Below are 22,996 nucleotides of genomic sequence, written 5' to 3'. Positions count from 1 at the left end.
CCGCCGAGGCCGGCTCGCCGGCAACTGAGAACTGTGATTTGCATCGCTTCGTGAGCCGGGGCGGGCATCGGCCGGGCGCTTGACATATCATCGACGCTTCGTCGCGCCGCCCCGTCGGGGCCGGCGCGCCCTCCCGCACCTTCGTCGTCCGGCCGCGAGTCGCGCCCTTTGATGTCCGATGCCTGCCCATCCGCCTATCCGCAAGACTCGCGCCAGCCCTCGCGCGCGGGTGCGCGCATGAGCCTGCGATTGATGGCGGCAGCGGCGGCGCTGGTCTTGCTCGGCGGCGCGCTGGTGTACGCCCACCGCCGCCACGCCGAAGCGCTGCCGATCGGCGACGCCGACCTGGCCCAGGCGCCGGTGGCCATCGGCCCGGCCGGTGGCGCCGTCGGCGCCGACCGCGCTTCGGATTCGGCGATCCGCCCCGCGCCGCGCCGCCCGGCGCGCGCGCCGCTGCGGCCGCCGTCGCCGCTGCGCCAGCAGTTCGAGCAGACGCCCGATTTGTACTCGTTCGCTCAATCGCTGCGCCTGCGCGCCGAGGCCGGCGAGCCCGAAGCGATGTGGCTGCTGACCCGGGTCTACGACTACTGCGCCAACTATTCCAACGCGCCGGTGGATTACCGCAACGACACCCGCACGCTGGAAGCGATGAAGGTGCGCGGCGCGGCGGCGATGACCGCCGCGCGCAACCGGGTCAGCGAGCGCTGCGCGCGCTTCGCCCCGGACGATGCGCTCGGCTATCCGATGATCCTGGTCAAGCGGGTCGAAGCCGCGCAGGCCGGCAGCCTGGCCGCCGAGGCCTCGCTGCTGAGCGCCGGCAAGCCGTTGGAGAAGACCGACGACTACCGCCGCGGCCTGATCGATCGGGTGTTGCGCTCCAAAGATCCGGAAGCGTTCATGGCGCTGTCCGGCGGCATGGGCCTGGCCAGCAACGGCCGCAGCGCCGGTTTCGATTACCAGCGCGTGTCGGGCACCCAGTTCGCCGAACTGGCCTGGAAGCTGGCTGCGTGCCGGCTGGGCCAGGACTGCGGGCCGGACAGTTCGCTGATGACGTCCTACTGCGCCAACGGCGGCATTTGTTCGCAGGACCCGCAGCAGGATTTCGCGAGTTTCGTGTACGACGCGGCGATCCCGCGTCAGGGGGCGGAAGTGGTGCAAGAGATGATCTATTCGCTGACTGGCGAAGAGAGGACCAAATGAAACGCGAGCATTTCAAGCGCACGGCCAAGATCGGGTTCTGGGCGTTGTTGTTGAGCGCCTACTCGGTCGGCGCGGCCGGCGTGATGATCGACGTGTTCGGCGCGGACTACCGCGAGCTGGGACAGGTCGCGGTGACTTCGGTGGACTCCAAATCCGAGCGGCGCTCGTTGAGCGCGGCGCAGATCGCGGCGGTCTATCGCGCCCAGAGCGGCGCGCCGTTCTCGACCTTGCCGCCGGGCAGCACCTTCAAGGTGGTCTGGCCGGACGGTTCCAGCGAGTACGTGATGGTGGTCAGTCCATCGGCCAGCGGCGGCGTGCAGCCGATCCCGGGTACGCAGGTGCCGGCGAAGGGCAAGAAGGCCGGCAAGGGCGACGATGGCCAGCCGCGCAACGTGCCTGGCGCGACCGAGCTGACCGAGGCGGACGTGCAGGAAATGGCTGCGTGGATGGATGTGGTGGTGCGTTGATCGCTGCAATGGCGACGATGCGGGATGCGTGCGCGCAGGGCGCGCGCGGTGAGGCGGTGGGCGCGTCGCGGGTGTAGGCCGCGGGCGCGAGGCGTCGGTCGCGGGCTGGCGCGGTTAATCGATGGATCGGGTCGCTGGGCGGTTGCGGGCGGCGGTGTTTCGACTGGTTGGTTGAGCGGCGTTTGCTCCCTGTGGGGCGGCGGCGTGGGTTGCGGCGTTGCATGCTCAGGGATGGTGTTGCTGGCGCCGTGATCGGTCTTGTCGCGGTCGCGGCTTGCGCCGCTCCTACAGTCGGATACGAACTGGCCGCAGCCCCTGTAGGAGCGGCGCAAGTCGCGACCAACCGCAGCGACGCAGCTCCGCCGTGATCTCCCGAAGCCCGCAACCCTCACGCCGTCATTCCGGCGAAAGCCGGAATCCAACCGCAGCGACTTAGCTCCGCCGCGACCTCCCGAAGCCCACAACCCCCACGCCGTCATTCCGGCGAAAGCCGGAATCCAACCGCAGCGATGCGGCTCCGCCGCAACCTCCCGAAGCCCGCAACCCTCACGCCGTCATTCCGGCGAAAGCCGGAATCCATTTTGATCTGGCTTCTGCTTCTATCGTTGCTACGAGTGACGACCAGCGAACATCAACAGCTTCCGTCCGCAAGCGGCCGGGTCACTTTCTTTGTCTTGCCAAAGAAAGTAACCAAAGAAAGGCGCTTTCCTTATTTTCGGATCAAGAGCCACTAAGGTTCGGTGCGTTCGCGGGGATGCGCCACACAGGCCATCCATGGCCTGGGTGGCGCACGGCGCGCGTCCTGCGCGCCGCCCTTCGGGTCTCTGGTTGCCTGTGGCGAGTTCGTTGCGGCGGGGGGAGCTAAGAGCTAAGGCGACAGCAATGGTCGCAAACAAAAACCCCTTCCTTGCGGAAGGGGTTTTGTCGTTGCGGCGGCGGTGCGGAGGGATCAGACGATCGCGATCGTCTTTTCCTTCTGCTCCTTGAGCCGCTTCTCGAGGTAGTGGATGTTCATGCCGCCCTGCTGGAAGCCGGCGTCCGACAGGATGCGCTGCTGCAGCGGAATGTTGGTCTTGATCCCGTCCACCACCATCTCGCTCAGCGCTACGCGCATGCGCGCGATCGCGGTTTCGCGGTCGGGGCCGTGCACGATCAGTTTGCCGATCATCGAGTCGTAGTTCGGCGGTACGCGGTAGCCTTCGTAGATGTGGCTGTCCACGCGCACGCCGGGGCCGCCCGGTGCATGGAAGTGGTTGATCAGGCCCGGGCAGGGCATGAAGGTTTCCGGGTCTTCGGCGTTGATGCGGCACTCGATCGCGTGGCCTTCCAGCACCACGTCTTCCTGCTTGATCGAAAGCTTGCGGCCGGAGGCGATCATCAGCTGCTCGCGCACCAGGTCGATGCCGGTCACCAGTTCGGTCACCGGGTGCTCGACCTGGATGCGGGTGTTCATTTCGATGAAGTAGAAGCGGCCGTTCTCGTACAGGAACTCGAACGTGCCGGCGCCGCGGTAGCCGATGCGGATGCACGCTTCCACGCAGACCTTGCCGATTTCCGCGCGCTGCTCGACGGTGATGCCGGGTGCCGGCGCTTCTTCGACGACTTTCTGGTGGCGGCGTTGCATCGAGCAGTCGCGCTCGCCCAGGTGGATCGCGTTGCCCTGGCCGTCGGCGAGCACCTGGATCTCCACGTGGCGCGGGTTCTCCAGGAACTTCTCCATGTACACCATGTCGTTGCCGAACGCGGCCTTGGCCTCGGACTTGGTGGTCTGGATCGCGGCGTTGAGATGCGCTTCGGTGTGGACCACGCGCATGCCGCGGCCGCCGCCGCCGCCGGCGGCCTTGACGATGATCGGGTAGCCGATCTCGCGCGCGATCTTGATGTTGGCCGCGTTGTCGTCGCCGAGCGGGCCGCCGCTGCCGGGCACGCAGGGCACGCCGGCGTCCTTCATCGCGCGGATCGCTTCGACCTTGTCGCCCATCAGGCGGATAGTCTCGGCGCGCGGGCCGATGAAAACGAAGCCCGATTGCTCGACGCGTTCGGCGAAGTCGGCGTTTTCGCTGAGGAAGCCGTAGCCGGGATGGATCGCCTGGGCGTCGGTGACCTCGGCCGCGGCGATGATCGAGGCCATGTTGAGGTAGCTCTCCGACGACGGCGCCGGCCCGATGCACACCGATTCGTCGGCCATGGCGACGTGTTTGAGGTTGCGGTCGACGGTGGAATGCACCGCGACCGTGCGGATGCCCAGGGCGTGGCACGCGCGCAGGATGCGCAGCGCGATTTCGCCCCGGTTGGCGATGACGACCTTGTCCAGCATGGTCGCGGCCTCAGCCGATCACGAACAAGGGCTGATCGAACTCGATCGGCTGGCCGCTTTCGGCCAGGATCTTGAGCACGGTGCCGGAGACGTCGGCTTCGATCGGGTTGAACATCTTCATCGCTTCGATGATGGCCAGGGTGTCGCCGGCCTTGACGGTCTGGCCGACCGACACGAACGAGGGCTTGTCCGGCGCCGGCGAGGTGTAGAAGGTGCCGACCATCGGCGCGCGCACGATGTGGCCGTCGGGCAGGTCGTTGCCGAGCTTGGCGCTGCCGCCGGTGGCCGCTTCGGTCGGCGACTGCATCGGCATCGGCTGGGCGGCGCGCGGTTCCGGCGCGGCGTAGACCGGCGCGGCCGGGGCGAGGGCGTAGCTGCCCTTGGGCGCGCGGGCCAGGCGGACCGACTCTTCGCCTTCCTTGATCTCGATCTCGGCGAGGTTGGATTCCTCGAGCAGGTCGATCAGTTTCTTGATTTTGCGCAGGTCCATGAAGCGGGCCTCTGGGTGTTGGATCTTGGGTGCGGGCCGCGCAGACGCGGTCCGGGCGAAAGGGGGTTCAGGATGCCAGCCGTTTGATTGCCGCTTCGAGCGCGTAGCGGTAGCTGTCGGCGCCGAAGCCGCAGACCACGCCCACGGCCAGGTCGCTGAAGTAGCTGTGGTGGCGGAACGGCTCGCGGGTGTGCGGGTTGGACAGGTGGATCTCGATGAACGCGATCGCGACCGCGGCCAGGGCGTCGCGGATCGCCACGCTGGTATGGGTGAGCGCCGCGGGGTTGATCAGGATCAGCGCGGTGCCGTCCGTGCGCGCGGCCTGGACCCGGTCGACCAGCACGTGCTCGGCGTTGGACTGCAGGCTCTCCAGCGCGTGGCCGGCTTCGGCTGCGCGCGCGGCCAGGCCGGCGTCGATCTCGGCCAGGGTGGTGCGGCCGTAGACCTCGGGCTCGCGCGTGCCGAGCAGGTTGAGGTTGGGGCCGTGCAGGACCAGGAGCTTGGCCATCGAGACCGGGACCGGTTGCCTTCAAAGGGCGGCAGTTTGCGTGAAGGCCGGCGGGTTGTCCAGGAGTTGCCCGCCAAATCGGCGAAGTTATCGCGCTTTAAGCGGTTGTTTGAGTGGCGGCTCTAAATGTCGGCATGTTCGCGGCGGGACGCGAATGTTCGGCGCTGGATCGGCACCGAATCGGCGCAGTTGCCGTGACGTTGCTCGCGCGGATCGCGCGTGCCGTCGCGCTTGCGCGGCGGGCTGCGGCCTATTCGAGCACAGGGGCGGCCGCGGCGGGAGGGCGGCCGGCACGGGGATTGCGGGCGGCGGTCGCAGCTCGGGGATGTCGGCGGGGCTGAGATTCGCTGGCCGGGCTTGGGTTTGCGGCGATCGGGGATGAAGGCGTCGGGCCTGAAGGCCCTCCCACAAGGGCTTCCGGCTTGCGGCTTCCGGCTTGCGCGTGGAGGGCCTACTTTTGTGGGAGGGGCTTCAGCCCCGATGCCTTCCGGTCAGGTCGCCGCGACCTGGGACAAAAGCATCGGGCCTGAAGGCCCTCCCACAATGGCTTCTGGCTTCCGACTTCCGACTTCCGACTTCCGGCTTACGAGTGGAGGGGCTGCTTTTGTGGGAGGGGCTTCAGCCCCGACACTTTTCGGTCGGATCGCTGCGATCCAGCACAAAGGCGTCAGGCCCGAAGGCCTTCCCACCGCTTCGGGCCGGGTCACTCCGCCCAGCCATCGATCTCACCGTCCTCGAACGGCCCGATCCGCTGCTTGACCAGGCGCCCGTCGGCGCCGACCAGCACGCTGTAGGGCAGCACGCCCTTGGGGTTGCCGAGCTGCACGCCGGAATCGCGCGGGCCCGGCGCGTCGAGCAGGATCGGGTAGTGCACCGGCACGCGCTTGAGGAAGGCGCCCACATCCTCGGCGTTGTCGAGCGCGATGCCGACCACTTGCGTGCCGGTGGCGCCCTGGCTGCGCGCGTAGCGGTCCAGTTCGGGCATTTCCTTGATGCACGGGCCGCACCAGCTGGCCCAGATATTGATCAGCAGCGGCCGCCCGGCGTAGGCCTTGGGCAGCTCGACCGGTTGGCCGTCGAGGCCGGGCAGGCGCAGCGCCGGGATCGGCTGGCCGCGCTCGGCCACGGCCAGGTCGGCCGGCGGCTTGGGCGCCTGCATTTTCATTTCCGCCTGCCACATGCGCTGGCCCAACTCGGTGCGGGCGAACCAGCCGCCGCCGCCGACCAGTTGGCCGGCGATCAGGCCGAACGCGCCGGCGGCCACCGCCACCGCGATCACCTTCACCGCCGAGGGGATCGCCATCGCTCAGCGCTCCCCGCCGGCCGAACCGGTAACCGCCGCGCGCGCGCGCGCCGCGCGGGCGGCGAAGGGTTCGGCCTTTTCGAAGCCGACCAGGCGCAGCTCGCGGCGTTCGGCGCCGTGGGCGTAATAGATCGTCATCGGCGGGCCGATCACGCCCAGCCGCTTCATCAGCGCCTGGTCGATCTCGTCGTTGGCGGTGACGTCGGCCTTGAGCAGGACGAAGCCCTCCAGCGCCTGATGCACAGCCGGTTCGGGGAAGGTGTACTTCTCCATCTCTTTGCAGGCCACGCACCAGTCGGCGTAGAAGTCGAGCATCAGCGGCTGGCCGGCGGCCTGGGCCGCAGCGATTTCGCGGTCGAGGTCTTCGTTGGATTTGATCTTGCGGAACGGAAGCTCGGCGCTGTGCGCCGCGCCGCCGCCGCGCAGGTTGGCCAGCGGCTGCAGCGGGTCGTGGCCGCCGGCGAGCGCGCCGAACAATTGCGCCGCGCCGGCCACGCCGAACAACAGCGCCACCACCCAGGCCAGCGCGCGCAGGCCGAAGCCGCGTTGCGCGCCGCCGCCGCCGAGCGCGACCAGCACCGCCGCGCCCAACAGCACCGCGCCGTACAGCGCCAGCGCGACCGGGCCCGGCAGGATCCGCGACAGCATCCACACCGCCATGCCCAGGAACACCAGGCCGAACACGCGCTGCACGCCGACCATCCATGGCCCGCTGGTCGGCAAGCCCTTGCCGGCGGCGACGCCGAAGGCGAGCAGCGGCGCGCCCATGCCCATCGCCAGGAAGAACAGCGCCGCGCCGCCGAACAGCGGGTCGCGGGTCTGGCCGATGTAGAGCACCGCGGCGGCCAGCGGCGGCGCCACGCAGGGGCCGACGATCAGCGCCGACAGCGCGCCCATCATCGCCACGCCCGTCCACGAACCGCTGCGCTGGCGGTCGCTGACCTCGCCGACCAGGCTGCGCAGCTTGTGCGGCAACTGCAGTTCGAACAGGCCGAAGCTCGACAGCGCCAGGGCCACGAACAGCGCCGCGAACAGCACGATCACCCACGGCGTCTGGAACGCGATCTGCAAGTTGGCGCCGACCAACCCGGCGACGACGCCCGCGATCGTGAACACCACCGCGCTGGCCAGCACGTACACCAGCGACAGCGCGAACGCGCGGCGCGCGCCCAGGCCCGGGCCGCGGCCGACGATCAGGCCCGACAGGATCGGGATCATCGGCAACACGCACGGGGTGAACGCCAGCAGCAGGCCGAAGCCGAAGAAGGTCAGCAGAGCGAAGTAGCGGTTGGGGCCGGCCAGCGAGGCGGCGAGCAGGCTGTCTTCGGCCTGCGGGGCGGCGTCGGTGGGCGCGGCGGGCGGCGTGGCCGGCGCGCCGATGGCGCCGGCGGCTGCGTTCGCGGCGGTGTCGCTGTTGGTGCTGCCGGTGGCAGGGATGGCGTCGGTGCCGGCGGTGTCGTTCGCGGTTGCGCTTGCTGCGTTGGGATCGGCAGCAGCGTTGGTCGGCGCACCGGTGGCATCGGCAGAAGCGGCCGTTGCGCCCGTCGCGGCCGCTGCGGCGGTGGCCGTCGCGGTAGTCGCTGCAGTGGCCGCCGCCGCATCCGCCGTCACCGTCCCACGCGGCAGGTCCACGGTGATCTTGCGCGTCATCGGCGGATAGCAGATGCCGTCGGTCTGGCAGCCCTGGAAGCCCGCGGTCAGCACCAGCTTGCCGGCCTCGGCGGTCTTGCGCAGCAGCGGCAGCGGCACGTCGATCTGGTCGAAGAACACGGTGACGTTGCCGAAATGCTCGTCGCGGTGCGCGGTGCCGCGCGGCCACTGCGGCTTGCCGGCGGCGATGTCGGCGCGGTCGGTCTTCAGCGAGGTCTTGTCGCGGTACAGGTAATAGCCGCGCGCCGGGGTGAAGCGCAGCAGCAGGGTGTCGCCGTCTTTGGCGATGGCTTCGAAGCCGAACGCCTGCTCCGGCGGCAGCGGCAGCGCATCGGTGGCGGCGCCCGCGCCCGCGCCCGCGGCCGGCGCGCTCAGCGGCGCGGCGCCGCCGAGCAGCGGGTTGGAGGCGCCGCCGCGCGCGCCGAAGCTGGCCAGCGGCGCGGCCGCGGCCGGCGCCGGATCCATCGCCGGCGCAGCATTCGCGCCGAGGCTCGAGTTCAATCCACCGCCGCCGCCGGCCGGCGCGGCCAGCGCGACGTCGAGTGTGCGCGTTTGCGGCGGATAGCACACGCCGGCGTCGGCGCAGCCCTGGTACTTGATCGTGAGCCGGGTGCGCGCGGCCTTGGCCTGGCCGGGCAGGGTCGCCGCCACGTCCTGGTGGTAGGTCTCGACATCGCCGAAGAACTGGTCGCGGTAGGCCTTGCCCTTGGGCAGTTGCAGCGCCTGCGCGGCGAAGCCGGCGTCGCTCTTGACCGAGATGCGGTGGCGGTAGAGGTAATAGCCCTTGGCCACCTTCCACGAGATCGCGATGCGGTCCGGCGCCGGCGATTGCGCGCTGACGGCGAAGGCCTCGTCGACCGGCAGCAGATCCTTTTCGTCCACCGCCAGCGCGGGCGCGGCGGCGGCCAGGCCGAGCGCGGTCAAGACGAGGGCGGCGCCGGCGCGCAAGGGGCGCCGGCCGCGGAACGCAGAGAGAAAGGTCATCGGTCGGGAGTCTGTTCGTTTACCCATCGGATGTACGGCTCGGAGACGTCGCGCGGTTCGACCACGATCATCTCCGGCAGTTCATACGGGTGCAGTTGCGCCAATCGCGCCATCGCCGCGCCGTGAACCGTGACGCGGGTCTTGATCAGCAGTTGGATTTCGGTGGCGCGTTCGATCCGGCCCTGCCAGCGGTAGACCGAAGTCGCGCCGGGAATCTGGGTGACGCAGGCGGCCAGGCCCTCTTCGACCAGGCTCTGGGCGATGGCGTCGGCGCTGGCCTGGTCGGGGCAGGTGGTCAGCAACAGCAGGGGCTGGGTGTCGGAACGCATGGCCCCAGTGTAAGCGGGCGGCGTCCCCGGCATGGCGCCGTTGCGGCGATCGGCGGCGGGGCGCGGCTGCGCACGAGCGTGCTCAACGCCGGTCGGCATGGGCGCCGGGGCGGCGCGGGCGCGTCGGCTTTGCCGTTCCTGTGCTTTGGCTGGCGGCGGCTGGGGGGCCGTGGTCCGCGGACGAAGAGGGGCGTCATTGCCGGGGTGTGGAACTGCTGAGGCCGGGCTGCGGGGCCTCGAGTGGCCGGGCCTGTTGCTGCTGAGCATGGTGTTGCTGGTTCAACTGTTCCACGCGATCGAGGCTGCGCTCGGCTGGGATCTGTGCGGCAACGCCGGCATCGATGCCGACGTGATGGTGCGGCCCTTGCGGCCCGTGCGGGGACGAGTAGCCGAACACGTGGACGTTCCCCGAGGCATCCGGAGCGCCGACCACTGCGCCGGTCAGCCGATTGCCCACGACCGGGTCGGCCTTCGCCGCCGCCAGGCCGGCCGCAGCGAGGTTGCGGGCTTCGGCTTGGCTCCAGCGGCCGTCGACCTGGGCGGCGCGGTGGAACATCTCGAAGGCGGTGTGGTCGGGGTGGCCAGGGCTGTCTGCGCGCAAAGCGCGGGGTTCAGGCGCTACATCGGGAGAGAGGGTCGAGGACTCGCTCTTGGTGTTGTGCAGCGTCTTCCACTCCATGCCTCCTTGGCTGGTGTCGATGAAACTGAAGACTTTTCCGGGACCGCCGAGGTCCAGCCCGTTGCGTTCGATCAATGCGGGGTCGAGCTTCAGTCGTTCCAGGTCGAGCGACACTTGCGCGGGGTTTTCCCAACCCCTGAGCATGTTCGATGCGGATGTGATGGCACGGGTCGCGTAGTAGTTCTGATAGTCCGAACCGCCTGCGCGGCCCAGGTCGGCCTCTTTCGCAGACAGATCGAAATGGCACAGAGCCACGGCTTCGCGGTTGGGGTTCGGGTTGTGCTTGTCCGCCACGAGCGGGATGCTGCCCGCGTAGATGAGCCCGTCGTCGCTCATGCGAATGTCGCGGGCGAAGGCCGGGACGCCGCCTTTGCCGGGGCTGATGCAGTCGGTGGTGGCCTCCGCGCGCGCAAGAAACTCCTTGCGGTCGAACGTGCCGCCGTTTTGTTCGCGCACCCGGCTGGCGAGCGCGTTCATGCCGCCGATCTCGGCCAACGCCTCGCCTTCGCGCGCGGCCAGCAAGTAACGTTCGAAAGGGTCGGTCAGATCGACACGACCGCCCGGACCCGCCGCATGGATAGCTTCGGCTGTTTCCGCGTCGAGCCGACCAAGCGCTTGGTAGAGGTGATCGTTGAAGTAGGCGTGGCTGGCTTCGTGCCCCAGCGTCGCGGTGATGTTGTCGACTCGAGCGCCAGCGTTCTTTTCCGCGAATTGGTCTGCGTTGATGAAGATGGTTTTTTCAACGAAGTCGTAGTGCCCGCTTTGGTGGGGTGTGGTCGTGACCGCGATGTGTTCCACGCGGTTCTGCCGAGTTGTGTCCACCAGGGTCGACGATAGGTAGGGGGAGCTTTCGATTGCAGCTTGCACGTCGGCCTTGGCGGCGGGCGGGAGTCCGTTCAATAGCGGAACGAGTTCGGGGGGAAGGTCGCGCATCGTCGTTTTCCTTAACCAACTGCTTCCAACACATCACCTCGACGAAGACGCGGGCCTCACGGTCACGGTGAGATCGCGGAGACACCGCGTGCCCTCCAAAGGGCCATGCAGCATCTGGTAGTTCCCCACGCGCGCCGTGATGTCGACCTTGGAGGTCGTTCGTCGAAGTTGAACCGAGTGAAATGGGAAGTTGGAGAGCTCATCTAGCACCGTGTAGCCCGCGGCATGAAGCTGAGCGAGCATCCCAGCGGTGTCCACGAAGCACGGAGCAGCTACCCACAGGTTGGGGTCGACGTCGTCGCCTGGGTAAAAAAAGAGCTGCAGCGGCGCCTGCGGCGGCGTGTTGGGCTCACTTTGCCAAGCCCACACGCTGAACACCCAGCCGTTGGACAACGTTCCAATGCCCTCCAGACTGAGCGGCTGCTTGGCCCTCGGCCGCAGCTTCAGGCCGAACGCCTTTGCCACCGATCGCGGTTGGACGTCGTCGAAGCTGTCCAACTTCACCAGCAAGTTCACCACCCGTCGCTCAAGTTCCTGCACGTCGTAACCGACCGGTTGCTGGCCCTTGGCCGCAGCGTCGACGGAAGTGGCGACCGGGCGGGAGTTTCCGGTTGCGTGGCCGGACGATTCAGTGGGAGGTCCGGCGCAAGCCGTCAACCCAGCCAAGGCCAACGTCAGTAGCGGCCGCAGCGCGCGCGTTCGCAATAGAGCGGAATCTGCCGGTGTCGGGGCGATGGGTTTGTGTGTCACGTGCGCTCCTTCCCTTCGCCTGCGCTATTGCCTGAGCCGCGACTGCTGCCAACGATGCGCAGCGCTGCTTTAGGCATCAAGCTTGTTTCTGTCGACTCTATCAAGCCGATAACGCGATCTGAGGCGCGGATCGAAAGGTCCGCTGAAGACGTGTGCCTGCTGGACACGCGAGGTGCGCCCTGTGCTTGGCGGGCGGTAGTCCTCTCAAAACGGGATCCGGGGCGTCCGGTGGAACTGCCTAAGTAGCCGAACAGCAGCGCAAACACGCCCTGGCCGTGGTCTACGGCGAGGTCAAACCGCCGGTGCGCTTGTAACTGCGGCGCGGCGCTGACCGCGCCGCCGCGAGGCAAGAATGTGGGAGGGCCTTCAGGCCCGATGCTTTCCGATCCCAGGCGGCGCGGCGACCGGAGCCGGAAGCGTCGGGCCTGCAGGCCCTCCCACAGTAGGCAACCGAGGCCAGGGAGTTGCGGGCCTCAGACGCCGTCGCAGCTGGTTTCCTGCAGCGCGCAGATGCGGTCGACCCAGGCGCGGAAGCGGCCGCTGGCGAGGCCGGCCTTGGCGGCGGGTTTCACCTCCAGCCCGGCGTCGCCGTCGCGCTCGATCGGGGCGTATTCGACCAGCGCCCAGCGTCCGGAACAGCCGGCGAGCCGGCCCGACGCGACGAAGGCGTCGCTGTCGAACACGACCCCGTCGCGGCCGATCAGCACCGCCGGCGCCTTCGCGTCCGGACGCTGGCGGCCGACCCCGGCCTGCGATTTGACCGTGAGCTTGCGTCCGCTGACCCAGCCCGCGCCCTTGAACATCGGCCGCTGCGGGCCTTCGATCAAGGCGTCGTTGTCCTGCGCGCCTTCGATCTTGAACCAGCCCTCACGGCCGGCGACCACGCGCACTTCGACCATCGCCTGGATCGGCGGATCGTCGTGGCTGCGGCGGATCGGCGGCAGCGTGCCCAGCACCGCGTGGGCGGTGCCCGGCCCGGCGCGCACGTTGAGGCCGGCCGGATCGGTTTCGGCGACGAACGCGCCGAACGCGCAGGCGGTTTCGCCGGCCGGTGGCGCGGCGACGGCGGCGGGCTGTGCGGGCGCTGTGCGTGCGGCGGGCGACGCGGCCGCGGCGAGCGCCGCGGCCAGCATTGCAGCGAGAGCGGGGGCGGCCGTGCGTGGCATGAGGGGGGCTCCTTGCGTGATCTGAGCGCCCGGTCGGGCCGCTCGATCATAAACGCCGCCGGTTGCGGCGGACGAGGACGAGACCTGCGCGTGCGCCGGCGCAGCCTGCCGGCGCACTGCGCCGACGAACGTGCCGACAGATGAGCCGACACACGTGTCGGCGGACGCGCCCGCTGCGGCGCCGACGCATTCTCTCGACAGCGGCACCGGTATAAGGTGGCGCACCCAGGAGATGCCCATGCGCGCGCCGCTTATCGTTCCGACCGTTCTCGTCGCCGGCTTGTGCGCGACGTTCGCCGCGTCTGCGGCCACCGCCGCCGCCAAGCCCGCGGCGCCGGCGGCCGCGACCGCCGGCGAAATCACCCACGGCCGTTTCGTGCGCACGCCGGTGCGGATGCCGCAGGGCGAGGTCAAACGCTTCGTGCTGTGGTTCGCCGACGGCGTCGACGCAGCCGCGCGCAAGGCGCGCGCGGACGCGCTGGCGGCCGACGGCGCGATGGTGGCGACGGTCGACCTGGCGGCGCTGGAAGCGGTGCTGCGCAAGGACGGCGGCCAGTGCAACTTCTCCTCCGGCGATGTCGAGAATTTCTCGCGCTACGTGCAGGCGTATTACCGCTTGCCGACGTATCACTTGCCGCTGTTGGTCGGCGACGGCGAAGGCGCGGCGTTCGCCTACGCGATCGCCGCGCAGGGCAATGCGGGCCTGTTCGCCGGTGCGGCGTCGGTGGGTTTCTGCCCGAGCCTGCGTGCGGCGCAGGCGCTGTGTCCCAGCGGTTCGCTCAAGCTGCGGGTCGAAGCCAAGCGCGCGCAGTTGCAGCCGCAGCCGCTGCAAGTGCCGTGGCTGCTGGCCGCGGCCGCCGGCGGCAAGGCCGCGTGCGCGCCGGCGCAGGCCGAGGCCTTCGCTCAGGCGGTGCCGCAGGCGCGCACGTTCAAGCGCGATGCGCGCGGCGACGCGCTGCCGGGGCTGCGCGCGGCGCTGGTCTCGCTCGGCGCGCAGCGCCACGCCAGCCTGCCGCCGCCGCCGGCCGATCTGGCCGGGCTGCCGGTCAACGAGATGCCGGCGCAGGGCGGCGGCAACGCCGACACCTTCGCGGTGTTCATCTCCGGCGACGGCGGCTGGGCGGACGTGGACAAGAGTGTGAGCCTGCGCTTGGCCGAAGCCGGCGTGCCGGTGGTCGGGGTGGATTCGCTGCGTTATTTCTGGACCCCGCGCACGCCGCAGAGCTTCGGCGCCGATCTCGACCGCATCGTGCGCTACTACCGCGCGCAGTGGAAACGCGAGCGGGTGATCCTGGTCGGCTTCTCGCAGGGCGCCGATGTGTTGCCGGGCGGCTACAACCAACTGCCGCAAGCCACGCGCGAACTGGTGCGGCTGACCGCGCTGCTGTCGCCGGGGCAGAAGGCCGAATACGAATTCCACCTCAGCAACTGGATCGGCAGCAGCGGCCAGGGCCTGCCGATCGCGCCGCAGGTGGCGAAGATGCCGGCAGCGCAGGTGCTGTGCATCTACGGCAGCGAAGACGGCGACGCGCTATGCCCGCATCTGCCCGCGGGCGGGGCGCGGATCGAGAAGATGCACGGCGACCACCACGTCGACGGCGATTACGACGGCGTCGCCGCGCGGGTGCTGGCGGCGGCCGGAATCGCTGCCGCGGCCGCCTCGGCGCCGCCTTCGCCCTGAGCCGGCGCGCTGCTGGGGAAACGCGCGACCAGGCGCTCGCCGTCGTCGTGACGGCGCGGGTCCAGCGAGATCAGCCGGGTCACGTCGAGCAGCGCCGCCGGTAAGTGCATGCCGGCCGGCGCGGCCAGATAACGGGTGCGCCAGATCGGATCGAACTTGGCCTTGAACCGGCGCAGGCCGACGAAGCCGTAGAAGCGCTCGCCGTGGCGCGCGATCAGGTTGGCGAAGCGGTTCCAGCGCCCGGCCAGGCGATGCTGGGCCAGCCCCGACAGCGGCGCCATGCCGAGCGAGAAACGCTCGAAGCCGTGCTCGCGGCCCCACAGCAGCAACTCGGCGAACATGAAATCCATCGTGCCCTTGGGCGCATCGCTGGCGTGGCGCATCAGGTCGATCGACAGCTCGCGGCCGTTGGTGGCGTTCCAGACGTTGGCGAAGGCGACGATGCGGCCTTCGTGCTCGATCAGCGCCACCGGCAGGCGTTGCAGATAGGCCTCGTCGAAACTGCCGAGCGAGAAGCCTTTTTCTTCGCCGGACTTGAGTTCGAGCCAATCGTCGGAGATGTCCTCCAGCGCCGGCAGGATCGGCGCGACCTGTTCGGCCGGCACCATGCGGAAACTCAGCCCCGAGCGCTTGCCGCGGTTCCAAGCCTGGCGCAGGTCGGCGCGGTTGGGGCCTTGCAGGTTGAAGTCGTCCAGCGGCACCAGCGCTTCCTCGCCGAGCTTGACCAGGGTCAGGCCGAGGTCGAGGTAGGTCTGCCAGTACTGCTCGCCGACTTGATAGAACACCGGCCGCACGCCGAGCCGGTCGGCCTCTTCGCGGAAGCGCCAGATCAGCTCGCGCGCGACCTCCGGCGGGCCGATCGGGTCGCCCATCGAAATCAGCGAGCCGCCGTAGCGCTGGATCATCAGCAGCCCGCGTTGTTGCGGATCGACCAGCAGCGCCTTGTCGCCGGTCAGCGCCAGATGCGCCTGGCTGTCCTCGGCCTGGGCCAGGATCGGGCGGATCGCGTCGAGTTCGGCCGCGCCCGCGGCCGGCAGCGCGGTGCGCGCGGCGTGCAGCAGCCGGGCCAGGCCGAACGCGATCACCGCCACGCTGACCAGCAGCATCGCCCGCAGCGCGCGCGGCGCGTTGCCGGAGACCAGGAATTCCCACCACAGCTCGTTGCGGTATTCGACATGGCTGTAGGCGAAGAACAGCAGCCAGATCGCCGCGATCAGCACCAGCCCCAGGTTGCGCAGCCAGCGCCACGACCAGGCCTCGTCGAGCAGCGCGCCCTGGCGGTAGAACTCGCGCCGCGCCGCCCACAGCGCCAGCGCCACCAGCGGCGGCGCCAGCGCCAGCAGCCAGTGGCCGCCGCGCAGCCACGACGGCAGCGGCAGCAGGATGCACACGCCCAGCGCCAGCGCCCAGGCCGAATGGCTGCGCCGCTGCAGGCCCTGGCCGATCAGCAGCAGGCCGACGCCGCCGAGGCTGGCGAGCAGTTGCGAGGTCTCGATCAGCGGCAGCGGCGCGTGGCTCAGGCGGTGCTGCGGCTTGGGCAGGGTGCCGTCGAGGATCAGCGCCGCGCCGAGCACGAACGCGGCCAGCGCGATCACGTGCGGCAGCCACGGCCGGATCGCCAGCCACGCAGTGCGCAGCGCGCCGGCGCTCTGCGCCACCGGCCCGCGCGCGGCGCTGAACCCGCCCAGCACGGTCGCCAGCACCAGCGGCAGCGCGTAGTAGGTGATGCGATAGGCCAGCGCAGCGGCGAGCAGGCTGGCCGGGGCGACGCTGGGCAGCAGCTTGAGCAGGCTCCATTCGAACACGCCGATGCCGGCCGGCACGCTCGACACCAAGCCCGCCAACACCGCCACCAGATACAAACCGACGAAGCCGACGAAGCTGGTGCCCGACCCGGCCGGAATCGCCGGCGCCAGCAGCACGTACAGCGCGCCGCCGGCCAGCGCCAGCTCGACCACGCTCAGCGCGGTCACGCTGAGCACGGTGCGGCGGTCGGGCAGCCACAGCGCGTGTTCGCGGAAGCGCAGGGTGCGGCCGTCGCGGCCGACCAGCATCAACAGGCCGAGGAAGGCGATGGCGACCGCGCCGCCGGCGAAGCGGATCGCGTCCTCGCTCAGCGGCAGCAGCAGCGCCGCCGGCGCGGGTTCGAACATCAGCGCGCAAGCCAACAGCACCCAGGCGCCGAACACGAAGCCGAGCGTGCTCATCAGCACCACCTGGCCGATGTCGGCCAGCGACAGCCCGGCCGCGCCGTAACCGCGCAGGCGCACCGCGCCGCCGGTGAGCGCGGCGAAGCCCAGGGTGTGGCCGACCGCGTTGGCGAGGAAGGCGGTGAGGATCAGCCGCACCGGTTTGACCTTGGCCGCGTTGCGGCGCAGGCCGATCGCGTCGAATCCAACCAAACAGGCATAACTGGCGAGGCCCAGCAGAAAAGCCAAGGCGATACGAAGAGAATCAATAGCCCGGAAAGCTTCTTTGATCGCCCGCACCCCATGCCCGCTGAACTCCCCCGCCAGCGCATGCAGCGCCAGGGCCAGGATCGCCAGGCTGGCGAGCATCGACAGGGCGCGGCGCCAGTTGTTGGAAGCGGCGGTGGGGACGGCGGGCGCGGGGGCGTTGGCTGGGGAGCTCATGCGGCGGGGACGGCGAAGGTGGACAAAGCTTTCAGCAAACGGCGCTAAAACGGAATGATGGGCGCACGCGGCGTTCGTATCGATGAGTAACGGACTTCGATCACGGACCGCGGCGCAGCGGGCGCATCGACGCGGGCCGGCGCGCGCTCAAGCGCCCAGGATGCGGTCCCAGACCGCCGGCGCGCCGATGATTTCTTCCACGAACGCCACGAACGCCTCGACCTTGCGCGGCCGGTACTCGCGCCCCGGATACACCGCGTGGATGCCGATCGGCCGCAGGCTCCACTGCGGCAGCACCTCGACCAGGCGGCCGGCGGCGAGTTCCTCGGCCACGGCGAAGGTCGCGGTTTGCAGGATGCCGTCGCCGCGCAGCGCCGCGTCGACCAGCGGCACGCCGTAGTTGGCGCGCAGGCGGCCGCGCACCGGGATCCGCAGGGTTTCGCCGCGGCCGTGGAACTCCCAGGTCGGGGTGTCGCGGAACAAGGTGTAGTGCAGGCAGTCGTGTTCGCTGAGCTGCTCCGGCGCCGCCGGCGCGCCGCGCCGGGCCAGATAGGCCGGCGTGGCGACCAGGATGCGCCGGGTCTGGGCGATGCGCCGCGCGACCAGGCGCGAATCGGCCAGCGCGCCGATCCGGATCGCGCAGTCGAAGCCTTCGCCGACCAGATCGACGAAGCGGTCGTCGAACTGCACGTCCAGGGCGATGCCCGGATGGCGTTCGAGGAATTCGCCCAGGCGCGGCATCACGTACAGGCGGCCGAAGTTCATCGGCAGCGACACCCGCAGCTCGCCGCGCGGCTGCGCGGCGCGGTCGTGCACGCGCTCGCCGGCGGCGAGGATCTGCGCCAGCGCCGGCGCCACCTCGGCGTGGTAGTGGCGGCCGGCCTCGGTGAGGCTCAGGCGGCGGGTGGAGCGGTTGAGCAGCTTGGCGCCCAGGCGCGCCTCCAGCGCGTTGAGCCGGCGGGTGATCGCGCCGGGCGTGACCTCCAACTGGCGCGCGGCGGCGGTGAAGCTGCCGTGGCGCAGGATCGCCTCGAAGGCTTCGAGCTCGGAGTACAGGCCGCCGATCATTATTGAGAATGGATCAATGATGAGTTGTCGGCGAAATCCTATATCGCTTCGACGCTCAACAATAGCCTGTGCGTCCCGACCCCCAGCCCCACGGAGCCCGTCATGGACGCTTTCCAACTGCAAGGCACCACCCTGGAATCCCTGCGCCGCGTCGACCTGCCCGAGCCGCAGCCCGGCCCGGGCGAGGTGCGCATCCGCGTCGCCGCCGCCTCGGTCAACTACCGCGACTACGCCCTGGCCACCGGCCGCTACCAGGCCGAGCTGCCGCGCCCGTTCGTGCCGCTGTCCGACGGCGTCGGCCGGATCGACGCGCTCGGCGCCGGCGTCGGCGGTTTCGCCCTCGGCGAGCGGGTGATCGGCCACTACACGACCGCGTGGCTGGACGGCCCGTTCAAGTCCGAAAACCACCTCAGCAAGCTCGGCGGCCCGCTCGATGGCTGGCTGGCGCGCAAGATCGTGCTGCCGGCCGCGGCGATCGCGCGGGTGCCGGACTACCTCGACGACGCGGCCGCCTCGACCCTGCCGGTGTCGGGCCTCACCGCCTGGAGCGCGCTGCGCAAGCTCGAACTCGCGCCCGGCGCCAGCGTGCTGGTGCAGGGCAGCGGCAGCGTCTCGCTGATGGCGTTGCAACTGGCGGCCGCGCGCGGGCTGGACGTGATCGCCACCACCGGCGATGCGGCCAAGGCCGAACGGCTGCGCGCGCTCGGCGCGCGCGCGACCATCGACTACCGCGCCACGCCCGACCTGGCGGCCGCGGTGCGCGCGCTCACCGATGGCCGCGGCGTCGACGGCATCGTCGATGTCGTCGGCGGACAGCAGTTGCTGGGCCTGCTCGGCGCCGCCGCCGACAACGCCCACATCGCGCTGATCGGTTTCCTCGACAGCATGCAGGTGGCCGGCAATCTGATCGGCCCGATCATGGCCCACCAGCTCAACCTGCACGGCGTCAGCGTCGGCAGCCTCGCCGATTTGCGCGCCTATCTGGACGAACTCGAAGCGCACCGGATCGCGCCGGTGATCGGCGAGCGCTACGGCTTCGACGACGGCGCCCGCGCGATCGCTGCGATGGCCGGCGAGCGCGCGCTGGGCAAGCCGGTGGTGCTGATGGACTGAGCCGGCGGCGGTGGCCGGCGCCCGCTGGTTCCGGCCGACCTGCGGCTAACCCTAGTGCGACCCCGGGCGGACCCTGGGAGGGGCCCGACGAACCCCGGCGCCGGTCGCAACCGCGGCGGCTCGGCCTAGGGTCCGTCCCAGCTTTCCGTACCCCCGCGCAGGGGCGCATCGTGGCACCACACCACCACGCATCGGGACAGGGGCTCAGGCCATGATCTACGCGGATTACTCGGTTCGTTACAACCCGCCGCCGCCGCCGGTCTATGTCCCGCCGCCGCCCCCGCCGCCGCTGCCCCCGGGCGACGGCAAGTTCGCCGACCAGGTCGCCGGGAAGAATCCGCAGAAGGGTTCGGACCTGCAGTTCGCGCAGATGGCGAACGACGTCTATACGCAGATTCCCACGGATGTGCAGGGGACGAATGTCGCCACCGGCACTCAGTCCGGCAAGGAACTCGAAGCGGCGGGTTGGGACCGCCTGCAGCCGCAAGGCGATCACCTGGTCGATAACCAGGGCCGCGAGATTCCGATCGATCCGTCCGAACTGGAAGACCCCACCAGCGGCTTCCGCGCGGCGATCTACCAGAACGACAAGGGCCAGTACGTGGTCGCCTTCGCCGGCACCAACGACTGGGGCGTGGGCGAAGGCGGCGATTCCGACGACAACCTCGGCCAGGGCGCGGGCTTCCAGACCCAGGAATACAGCCAGGCGATGGCGCTGGGCCGCCGCGCCGAAGCGGTGTTCGGCGACGGCAACGTCGCGTTCGCCGGGCAGTCGCTCGGCGGCGGCCTGGCCTCGGCGGCGACCCTCGCCACCGACTCGGCCGGCGTCACCTTCAACTCCTCCGGCCTGAGCAACGACACGCTCGAAGACCTGGGCTTCAATCCCAACGCGGTGCGCAGCGAAACCGCCGACAGCGGCCAGATCCGCCGCTACGTGGTCAATTACGAGCCGCTCAACACCGTCCAGCAGGACGTGCCGATCCTCAACATGGCGCCCGATGCGGTCGGCCGCGAATTCCGCGTCGACATCCCCGACGGCATTTCGCCGTTCGATCTGGCCGCGACCCACGGCGGCGGCGGCGACGGCGCCTCCTACGTCGAAGCGCTGCGCAGCGAAACCCCGTACCGCCCCGACGACATGTTCTTCGATCCGGGCAAGCTGGAGGACAACACCCTCGAGCGCGGCGCCGAATTCGTGTTCAACGGCTTCGGCAGCATCCTGGAGAACGGCTCGACCATGGTCGGCGACGTCATCGACGGCGTCTCCAACAAGGTCGACGACATCGGCGACGTCATCGACACCAAGTTCGCCCAGGGCGATTACGTCGAAGGCAGCTTCGACATCGCCGGCGACGTGATCGAAGGCGGCTTCAACGTCGTCGGCGACATGGGCAAGGGCACGCTGAACCTGGTCGGCGATCTGTCGACCGACGTGGCCAACTTCGGCGGCGGCGTGCTGCGCGACCTGGGCGAGTTCACCGGCCTTGAGACGCCGTTCAACGGCGTGGCCAGCTTCGTCGAAGGCACCGGCGAGGTGGTCGACACCGTCGCCGAATTCGGCGGCGATGCGGTCGGCTGGGTCGCCGACGGCCTGGGCACGGTCAGCGAAGGCGTGGTCGACCTGGCCGGCGATGCCGCCCAGGGCGTGACCGACGTGGCCGTGGCCACCGGCGAAGCCATCAGCGACGGCGTCGACGCCGGCGTGAACTGGGTCAAGAGCTGGTTCTGAGGACGGCCGCGCGACCGGTAAACCCTTCGAACCCCTGCGCACCCGAATTGGGTGAACGCGCACGGTCGCCGCGTTGCGGCCGTCGCGCGCGCTGACCTATGCTGAGCCCATGCCGCTACTCCGACGTACTTCCAGCTCCGCCTCCGACGAGCGCCGCCCGGCGCGCACTGCGACGGCGCAGCGCGCGCCGCTGCTGCGCGCCGCGCTGCTCGGCGCGCTGATGCTGGCCGCTTGCGCCGCCTGCGCACGACAAGGACCCGATCCGATGACCCAGAAGATCTTCGCCGCCAGCGGCAGCGCCCAGCTGGCCGAGGCGGTGCGCGAGGGCGACACCCAACTGCTGCGCGAACTCATCGCCGCCGGCGGCAATCCGAACGCCCAGGGCGAGCACGGCGTGACCCTGCTGCAATGGGCGATCCGCAGCGGCAGCCGTTCCGGCTTCGACGCGCTGCTGGCCGCCGGCGCCGACTACCGCCGCCACGACGAGAGCGGCAACACCGCGCTGCACACCGCCGCGGAATCCTCAAGCGACTATTTCCTCGAACACCTGCTCAAGGCCGGCGCCGACGTCAACACGCCGAACGCGGTCAACCACGCGCCGCCGCTGTTTTCGGCGTTGAAGGCGCGGCGCAAGGACAACATCGCGCGCCTGCTGCGCGCCGGCGCCGACCTGCGCGCCGCCGACCGCCAGGGCGGCACGCCGCTGCTGATCGCCGCGCAAATCAACGACACCGCCTCGGTCCTGGCGTTCCTCAAGGCCGGCGCCGACCCGCACGCGCGCGACCGCGCGGGCGCGACGTTCCAGCGTTATCTGTACATGAGCGATGAGCGCCTGCTCAAGGGCGAGGCCAAGCGCGATCTCGACGCGATCCAGGATTGGCTGCGCGAGCACAACATCGCGATCGAGGATGGCGTGCAGACTTGAGCGCGGATTTTTCTTCGCGTCGCTGAGACGCCGCCGCGGATTCGCGGCGGCGTTTTCGTTTTGGCGTTCGTGCGGTGCGCGCGCGGGCGGATCGGTCTGCCTGGATGAAGCCCTGGATCCCCGCGTTCGCGGGGATGACGGCTGGTTGATGTAGCGAGTCAACCGAAGTTGCATGGTTCTGCCGAAAGTCGCCCGAAGTTCCACAACTCCCAGTTCGTCATTCCGGCAAACGCCGGAATCCATTTTGATCTTGCCGTTGCCGTTGCCGTTGCCGTTGCCGTTGCTCTTCGCTCCCCCCGCCGCCGCGAACTCGCCACAGGCAACCGTAGACCCGAAGGGCGGCGCGCAGGACGCGCGCCGTGCGCCACCCAGGCCATGGATGGCCTGTGTGGCGCATCCCTGCGCACGCTCTGCCCGTTAGTGGCTCTTGATTCGAAAACAGGGAAAGCGCCTTTCTTTGGTTACTTTCTTTGGCAAGACAAAGAAAGTGACCCGGCCGCTTGCGGACGGAAGCTCTTGATCTTGGCTTGTCGTCAGTCGCAACCAACGGGCTTAGGAGAAGTTCGTCGTAAGTGTGTTGGCGCGGTCGCGACTTGCGTCGCTCCTACAGGGTCTCCGGCCAGTTTCGTATCCCCCTGTAGGAGCGGCGCAAGCCGCGACCAACCGCAGAGACTTAGCTCCGCCGTGATCTCCCGTAGCCCGCAACCCCACGCCGTCATTCCGGCGAAAGCCGGAATCCAACCGCAGCGACATAGCTCCGCCGAACTCGCCCGAAGACCCGAAGCTTCCATGCCGTCATTCCGGCGAAAGCCGGAATCCAACCGCAGCGACGCAGCTCCGCCGAACTTGCCCGAAGACCCGAGGCTCCCAGCCCGTCATTCCGGCGAAAGCCGGAATCCATTTTGATGTTGCTTGTGCTTCTGTCGTTGCTACGAGCGACGACCCGCCAACATCAACAGCTTCCGTCCGCAAGCGGCCGGGTCACTTTCTTTGTCTTGCCAAAGAAAGTAACCAAAGAAAGGCGCTTTCCTTGTTTTCGAATCAAGAGCCACTAGGGGTCGGAGCTTGCGC

General features: G+C 69.6%; 18 protein-coding genes and 3 pseudogenes. 9 read left to right on the top strand and 12 right to left on the bottom strand.

The window, feature by feature from the left end; all coding sequences use genetic code 11:
* Window positions 1-237 precede the first annotated feature (237 nt).
* Both BLU84_RS24220 and BLU84_RS24215 read left to right on the top strand, forming a co-directional pair.
* A complete protein-coding gene (locus tag BLU84_RS24220; protein ID WP_233431221.1) occupies window positions 238-1,200 on the top strand; it encodes a hypothetical protein in 963 nt (320 codons plus the stop codon).
* Window positions 1,197-1,667, top strand: coding sequence for a hypothetical protein (locus BLU84_RS24215; protein WP_074873341.1), 471 nt, complete (start codon window positions 1,197-1,199; stop codon window positions 1,665-1,667). Before BLU84_RS24220 ends, BLU84_RS24215 begins: the two co-directional genes overlap by 4 nt.
* 949 nt (window positions 1,668-2,616) lie before the next feature.
* Here BLU84_RS24215 and accC read toward each other — a convergent pair.
* The 3 genes from accC to aroQ all read right to left on the bottom strand — a co-directional run bounded on the left by accC (window position 2,617) and on the right by aroQ (window position 4,982).
* Window positions 2,617-3,984, bottom strand: a complete 1,368-nt coding sequence (accC, locus tag BLU84_RS24210) for an acetyl-CoA carboxylase biotin carboxylase subunit (RefSeq protein WP_074873338.1) — start codon at window positions 3,982-3,984, stop codon at window positions 2,617-2,619.
* Between the two features lie 10 nt (window positions 3,985-3,994).
* Window positions 3,995-4,474 carry an acetyl-CoA carboxylase biotin carboxyl carrier protein gene (gene accB, locus BLU84_RS24205; RefSeq protein ID WP_074873336.1) on the bottom strand — a complete coding sequence of 160 codons (480 nt, stop codon included), beginning with the start codon at window positions 4,472-4,474 and terminating at the stop codon, window positions 3,995-3,997.
* A gap of 67 nt (window positions 4,475-4,541) precedes the next feature.
* Window positions 4,542-4,982 carry a type II 3-dehydroquinate dehydratase gene (gene aroQ / locus BLU84_RS24200; protein WP_074873335.1) on the bottom strand — a complete coding sequence of 147 codons (441 nt, stop codon included), beginning with the start codon at window positions 4,980-4,982 and terminating at the stop codon, window positions 4,542-4,544.
* A 347-nt stretch (window positions 4,983-5,329) separates the two neighbouring features.
* On the opposite strand from aroQ, the pseudogene BLU84_RS28980 reads away from it, so the two are divergent.
* Window positions 5,330-5,401, top strand: a pseudogene (locus BLU84_RS28980) (DUF6053 domain-containing protein); the annotation flags it as partial.
* Window positions 5,376-5,522: pseudogene (locus tag BLU84_RS28975) on the top strand (DUF6053 domain-containing protein); the annotation flags it as partial. The pseudogenes BLU84_RS28980 and BLU84_RS28975, both read left to right, overlap by 26 nt.
* On the opposite strand, the pseudogene BLU84_RS28970 reads toward BLU84_RS28975, so the two are convergent.
* Window positions 5,474-5,659, bottom strand: a pseudogene (locus BLU84_RS28970) (DUF6053 domain-containing protein); the annotation flags it as partial. The pseudogenes BLU84_RS28975 and BLU84_RS28970 sit on opposite strands and share 49 nt — an antisense overlap.
* Between BLU84_RS28970 and BLU84_RS28965 the strand changes: the two are divergent.
* Window positions 5,589-5,741: a DUF6053 domain-containing protein gene (locus BLU84_RS28965; RefSeq protein WP_425479453.1), complete on the top strand. Its 153-nt coding sequence runs from the start codon at window positions 5,589-5,591 to the stop codon at window positions 5,739-5,741. The pseudogene BLU84_RS28970 and the gene BLU84_RS28965 overlap by 71 nt on opposite strands.
* Here the strand turns inward: BLU84_RS28965 and BLU84_RS24195 are convergent.
* The 6 genes from BLU84_RS24195 to BLU84_RS24170 all read right to left on the bottom strand — a co-directional run bounded on the left by BLU84_RS24195 (window position 5,686) and on the right by BLU84_RS24170 (window position 12,776).
* Complete coding sequence (locus BLU84_RS24195; protein WP_083383081.1) at window positions 5,686-6,285, bottom strand: TlpA family protein disulfide reductase; 600 nt, start codon at window positions 6,283-6,285, stop codon at window positions 5,686-5,688. The genes BLU84_RS28965 and BLU84_RS24195 overlap by 56 nt on opposite strands.
* Before the next feature lie 3 nt (window positions 6,286-6,288).
* Entirely contained in the window at window positions 6,289-8,919 is a 2,631-nt protein-coding gene (locus tag BLU84_RS24190; protein WP_074873332.1) for a protein-disulfide reductase DsbD, read from the bottom strand.
* A complete protein-coding gene (cutA, locus tag BLU84_RS24185) occupies window positions 8,916-9,248 on the bottom strand; it encodes a divalent-cation tolerance protein CutA (protein ID WP_074873329.1) in 333 nt (110 codons plus the stop codon). Before cutA ends, BLU84_RS24190 begins: the two co-directional genes overlap by 4 nt.
* A gap of 193 nt (window positions 9,249-9,441) precedes the next feature.
* Window positions 9,442-10,860, bottom strand: a complete 1,419-nt coding sequence (locus BLU84_RS24180) for a hypothetical protein (RefSeq protein ID WP_139175228.1) — start codon at window positions 10,858-10,860, stop codon at window positions 9,442-9,444.
* A 33-nt stretch (window positions 10,861-10,893) separates the two neighbouring features.
* A complete protein-coding gene (locus BLU84_RS24175) occupies window positions 10,894-11,610 on the bottom strand; it encodes a hypothetical protein (RefSeq protein WP_139175227.1) in 717 nt (238 codons plus the stop codon).
* Between the two features lie 473 nt (window positions 11,611-12,083).
* Window positions 12,084-12,776, bottom strand: coding sequence for an SH3 domain-containing protein (locus BLU84_RS24170; RefSeq protein WP_139175226.1), 693 nt, complete (start codon window positions 12,774-12,776; stop codon window positions 12,084-12,086).
* A gap of 238 nt (window positions 12,777-13,014) precedes the next feature.
* On the opposite strand from BLU84_RS24170, the gene BLU84_RS24165 reads away from it, so the two are divergent.
* Window positions 13,015-14,457, top strand: coding sequence for a virulence factor family protein (locus BLU84_RS24165; protein ID WP_074873317.1), 1,443 nt, complete (start codon window positions 13,015-13,017; stop codon window positions 14,455-14,457).
* Here BLU84_RS24165 and mprF read toward each other — a convergent pair.
* A complete protein-coding gene (gene mprF / locus BLU84_RS24160; protein WP_083383079.1) occupies window positions 14,379-17,090 on the bottom strand; it encodes a bifunctional lysylphosphatidylglycerol flippase/synthetase MprF in 2,712 nt (903 codons plus the stop codon). The two genes, BLU84_RS24165 and mprF, sit on opposite strands and share 79 nt — an antisense overlap.
* Window positions 17,091-17,237: 147 nt before the next feature.
* Complete coding sequence (locus BLU84_RS24155) at window positions 17,238-18,158, bottom strand: LysR family transcriptional regulator (RefSeq protein ID WP_074873314.1); 921 nt, start codon at window positions 18,156-18,158, stop codon at window positions 17,238-17,240.
* 102 nt (window positions 18,159-18,260) lie between these two features.
* Here BLU84_RS24155 and BLU84_RS24150 point away from each other — a divergent pair, with 102 nt between their 5' ends.
* The 3 genes from BLU84_RS24150 to BLU84_RS24140 all read left to right on the top strand — a co-directional run bounded on the left by BLU84_RS24150 (window position 18,261) and on the right by BLU84_RS24140 (window position 21,925).
* Complete coding sequence (locus tag BLU84_RS24150; protein WP_074873311.1) at window positions 18,261-19,271, top strand: zinc-dependent alcohol dehydrogenase family protein; 1,011 nt, start codon at window positions 18,261-18,263, stop codon at window positions 19,269-19,271.
* Window positions 19,272-19,482: 211 nt separating this feature from the next.
* Window positions 19,483-21,000: a Tle-like phospholipase domain-containing protein gene (locus BLU84_RS24145; RefSeq protein ID WP_074873308.1), complete on the top strand. Its 1,518-nt coding sequence runs from the start codon at window positions 19,483-19,485 to the stop codon at window positions 20,998-21,000.
* Between the two features lie 265 nt (window positions 21,001-21,265).
* Window positions 21,266-21,925, top strand: coding sequence for an ankyrin repeat domain-containing protein (locus tag BLU84_RS24140; protein ID WP_170849243.1), 660 nt, complete (start codon window positions 21,266-21,268; stop codon window positions 21,923-21,925).
* The last annotated feature ends 1,071 nt before the right edge of the window (window positions 21,926-22,996 follow it).

Source organism: Lysobacter enzymogenes (assembly GCF_900106525.1).
Taxonomy (GTDB): domain Bacteria; phylum Pseudomonadota; class Gammaproteobacteria; order Xanthomonadales; family Xanthomonadaceae; genus Lysobacter; species Lysobacter enzymogenes.
Note: the sequence above shows the minus strand (reverse complement) of the source record. Positions and strands in the feature narration are given on the sequence as shown.

Excerpts from the sequence above, each read along its gene's own strand:
- accB (WP_074873336.1), bottom strand. The coding sequence starts at position 4,474 with ATGGACCTGCGCAAAATCAAGAAACTGATCGACCTGCTCGAGGAATCC.
- BLU84_RS24155 (WP_074873314.1), bottom strand. The coding sequence starts at position 18,158 with ATGATCGGCGGCCTGTACTCCGAGCTCGAAGCCTTCGAGGCGATCCTG.
- accC (WP_074873338.1), bottom strand. The coding sequence starts at position 3,984 with ATGCTGGACAAGGTCGTCATCGCCAACCGGGGCGAAATCGCGCTGCGC.
- mprF (WP_083383079.1), bottom strand. The coding sequence starts at position 17,090 with ATGAGCTCCCCAGCCAACGCCCCCGCGCCCGCCGTCCCCACCGCCGCT.
- aroQ (WP_074873335.1), bottom strand. The coding sequence starts at position 4,982 with ATGGCCAAGCTCCTGGTCCTGCACGGCCCCAACCTCAACCTGCTCGGC.
- BLU84_RS24165 (WP_074873317.1), top strand. The coding sequence starts at position 13,015 with ATGCGCGCGCCGCTTATCGTTCCGACCGTTCTCGTCGCCGGCTTGTGC.
- BLU84_RS24145 (WP_074873308.1), top strand. The coding sequence starts at position 19,483 with ATGATCTACGCGGATTACTCGGTTCGTTACAACCCGCCGCCGCCGCCG.
- BLU84_RS24170 (WP_139175226.1), bottom strand. The coding sequence starts at position 12,776 with ATGCCACGCACGGCCGCCCCCGCTCTCGCTGCAATGCTGGCCGCGGCG.
- BLU84_RS24150 (WP_074873311.1), top strand. The coding sequence starts at position 18,261 with ATGGACGCTTTCCAACTGCAAGGCACCACCCTGGAATCCCTGCGCCGC.
- BLU84_RS24220 (WP_233431221.1), top strand. The coding sequence starts at position 238 with ATGAGCCTGCGATTGATGGCGGCAGCGGCGGCGCTGGTCTTGCTCGGC.
- BLU84_RS24180 (WP_139175228.1), bottom strand. The coding sequence starts at position 10,860 with ATGCGCGACCTTCCCCCCGAACTCGTTCCGCTATTGAACGGACTCCCG.
- BLU84_RS24140 (WP_170849243.1), top strand. The coding sequence starts at position 21,266 with ATGACCCAGAAGATCTTCGCCGCCAGCGGCAGCGCCCAGCTGGCCGAG.
- BLU84_RS24190 (WP_074873332.1), bottom strand. The coding sequence starts at position 8,919 with ATGACCTTTCTCTCTGCGTTCCGCGGCCGGCGCCCCTTGCGCGCCGGC.
- BLU84_RS24195 (WP_083383081.1), bottom strand. The coding sequence starts at position 6,285 with ATGGCGATCCCCTCGGCGGTGAAGGTGATCGCGGTGGCGGTGGCCGCC.
- cutA (WP_074873329.1), bottom strand. The coding sequence starts at position 9,248 with ATGCGTTCCGACACCCAGCCCCTGCTGTTGCTGACCACCTGCCCCGAC.
- BLU84_RS24215 (WP_074873341.1), top strand. The coding sequence starts at position 1,197 with ATGAAACGCGAGCATTTCAAGCGCACGGCCAAGATCGGGTTCTGGGCG.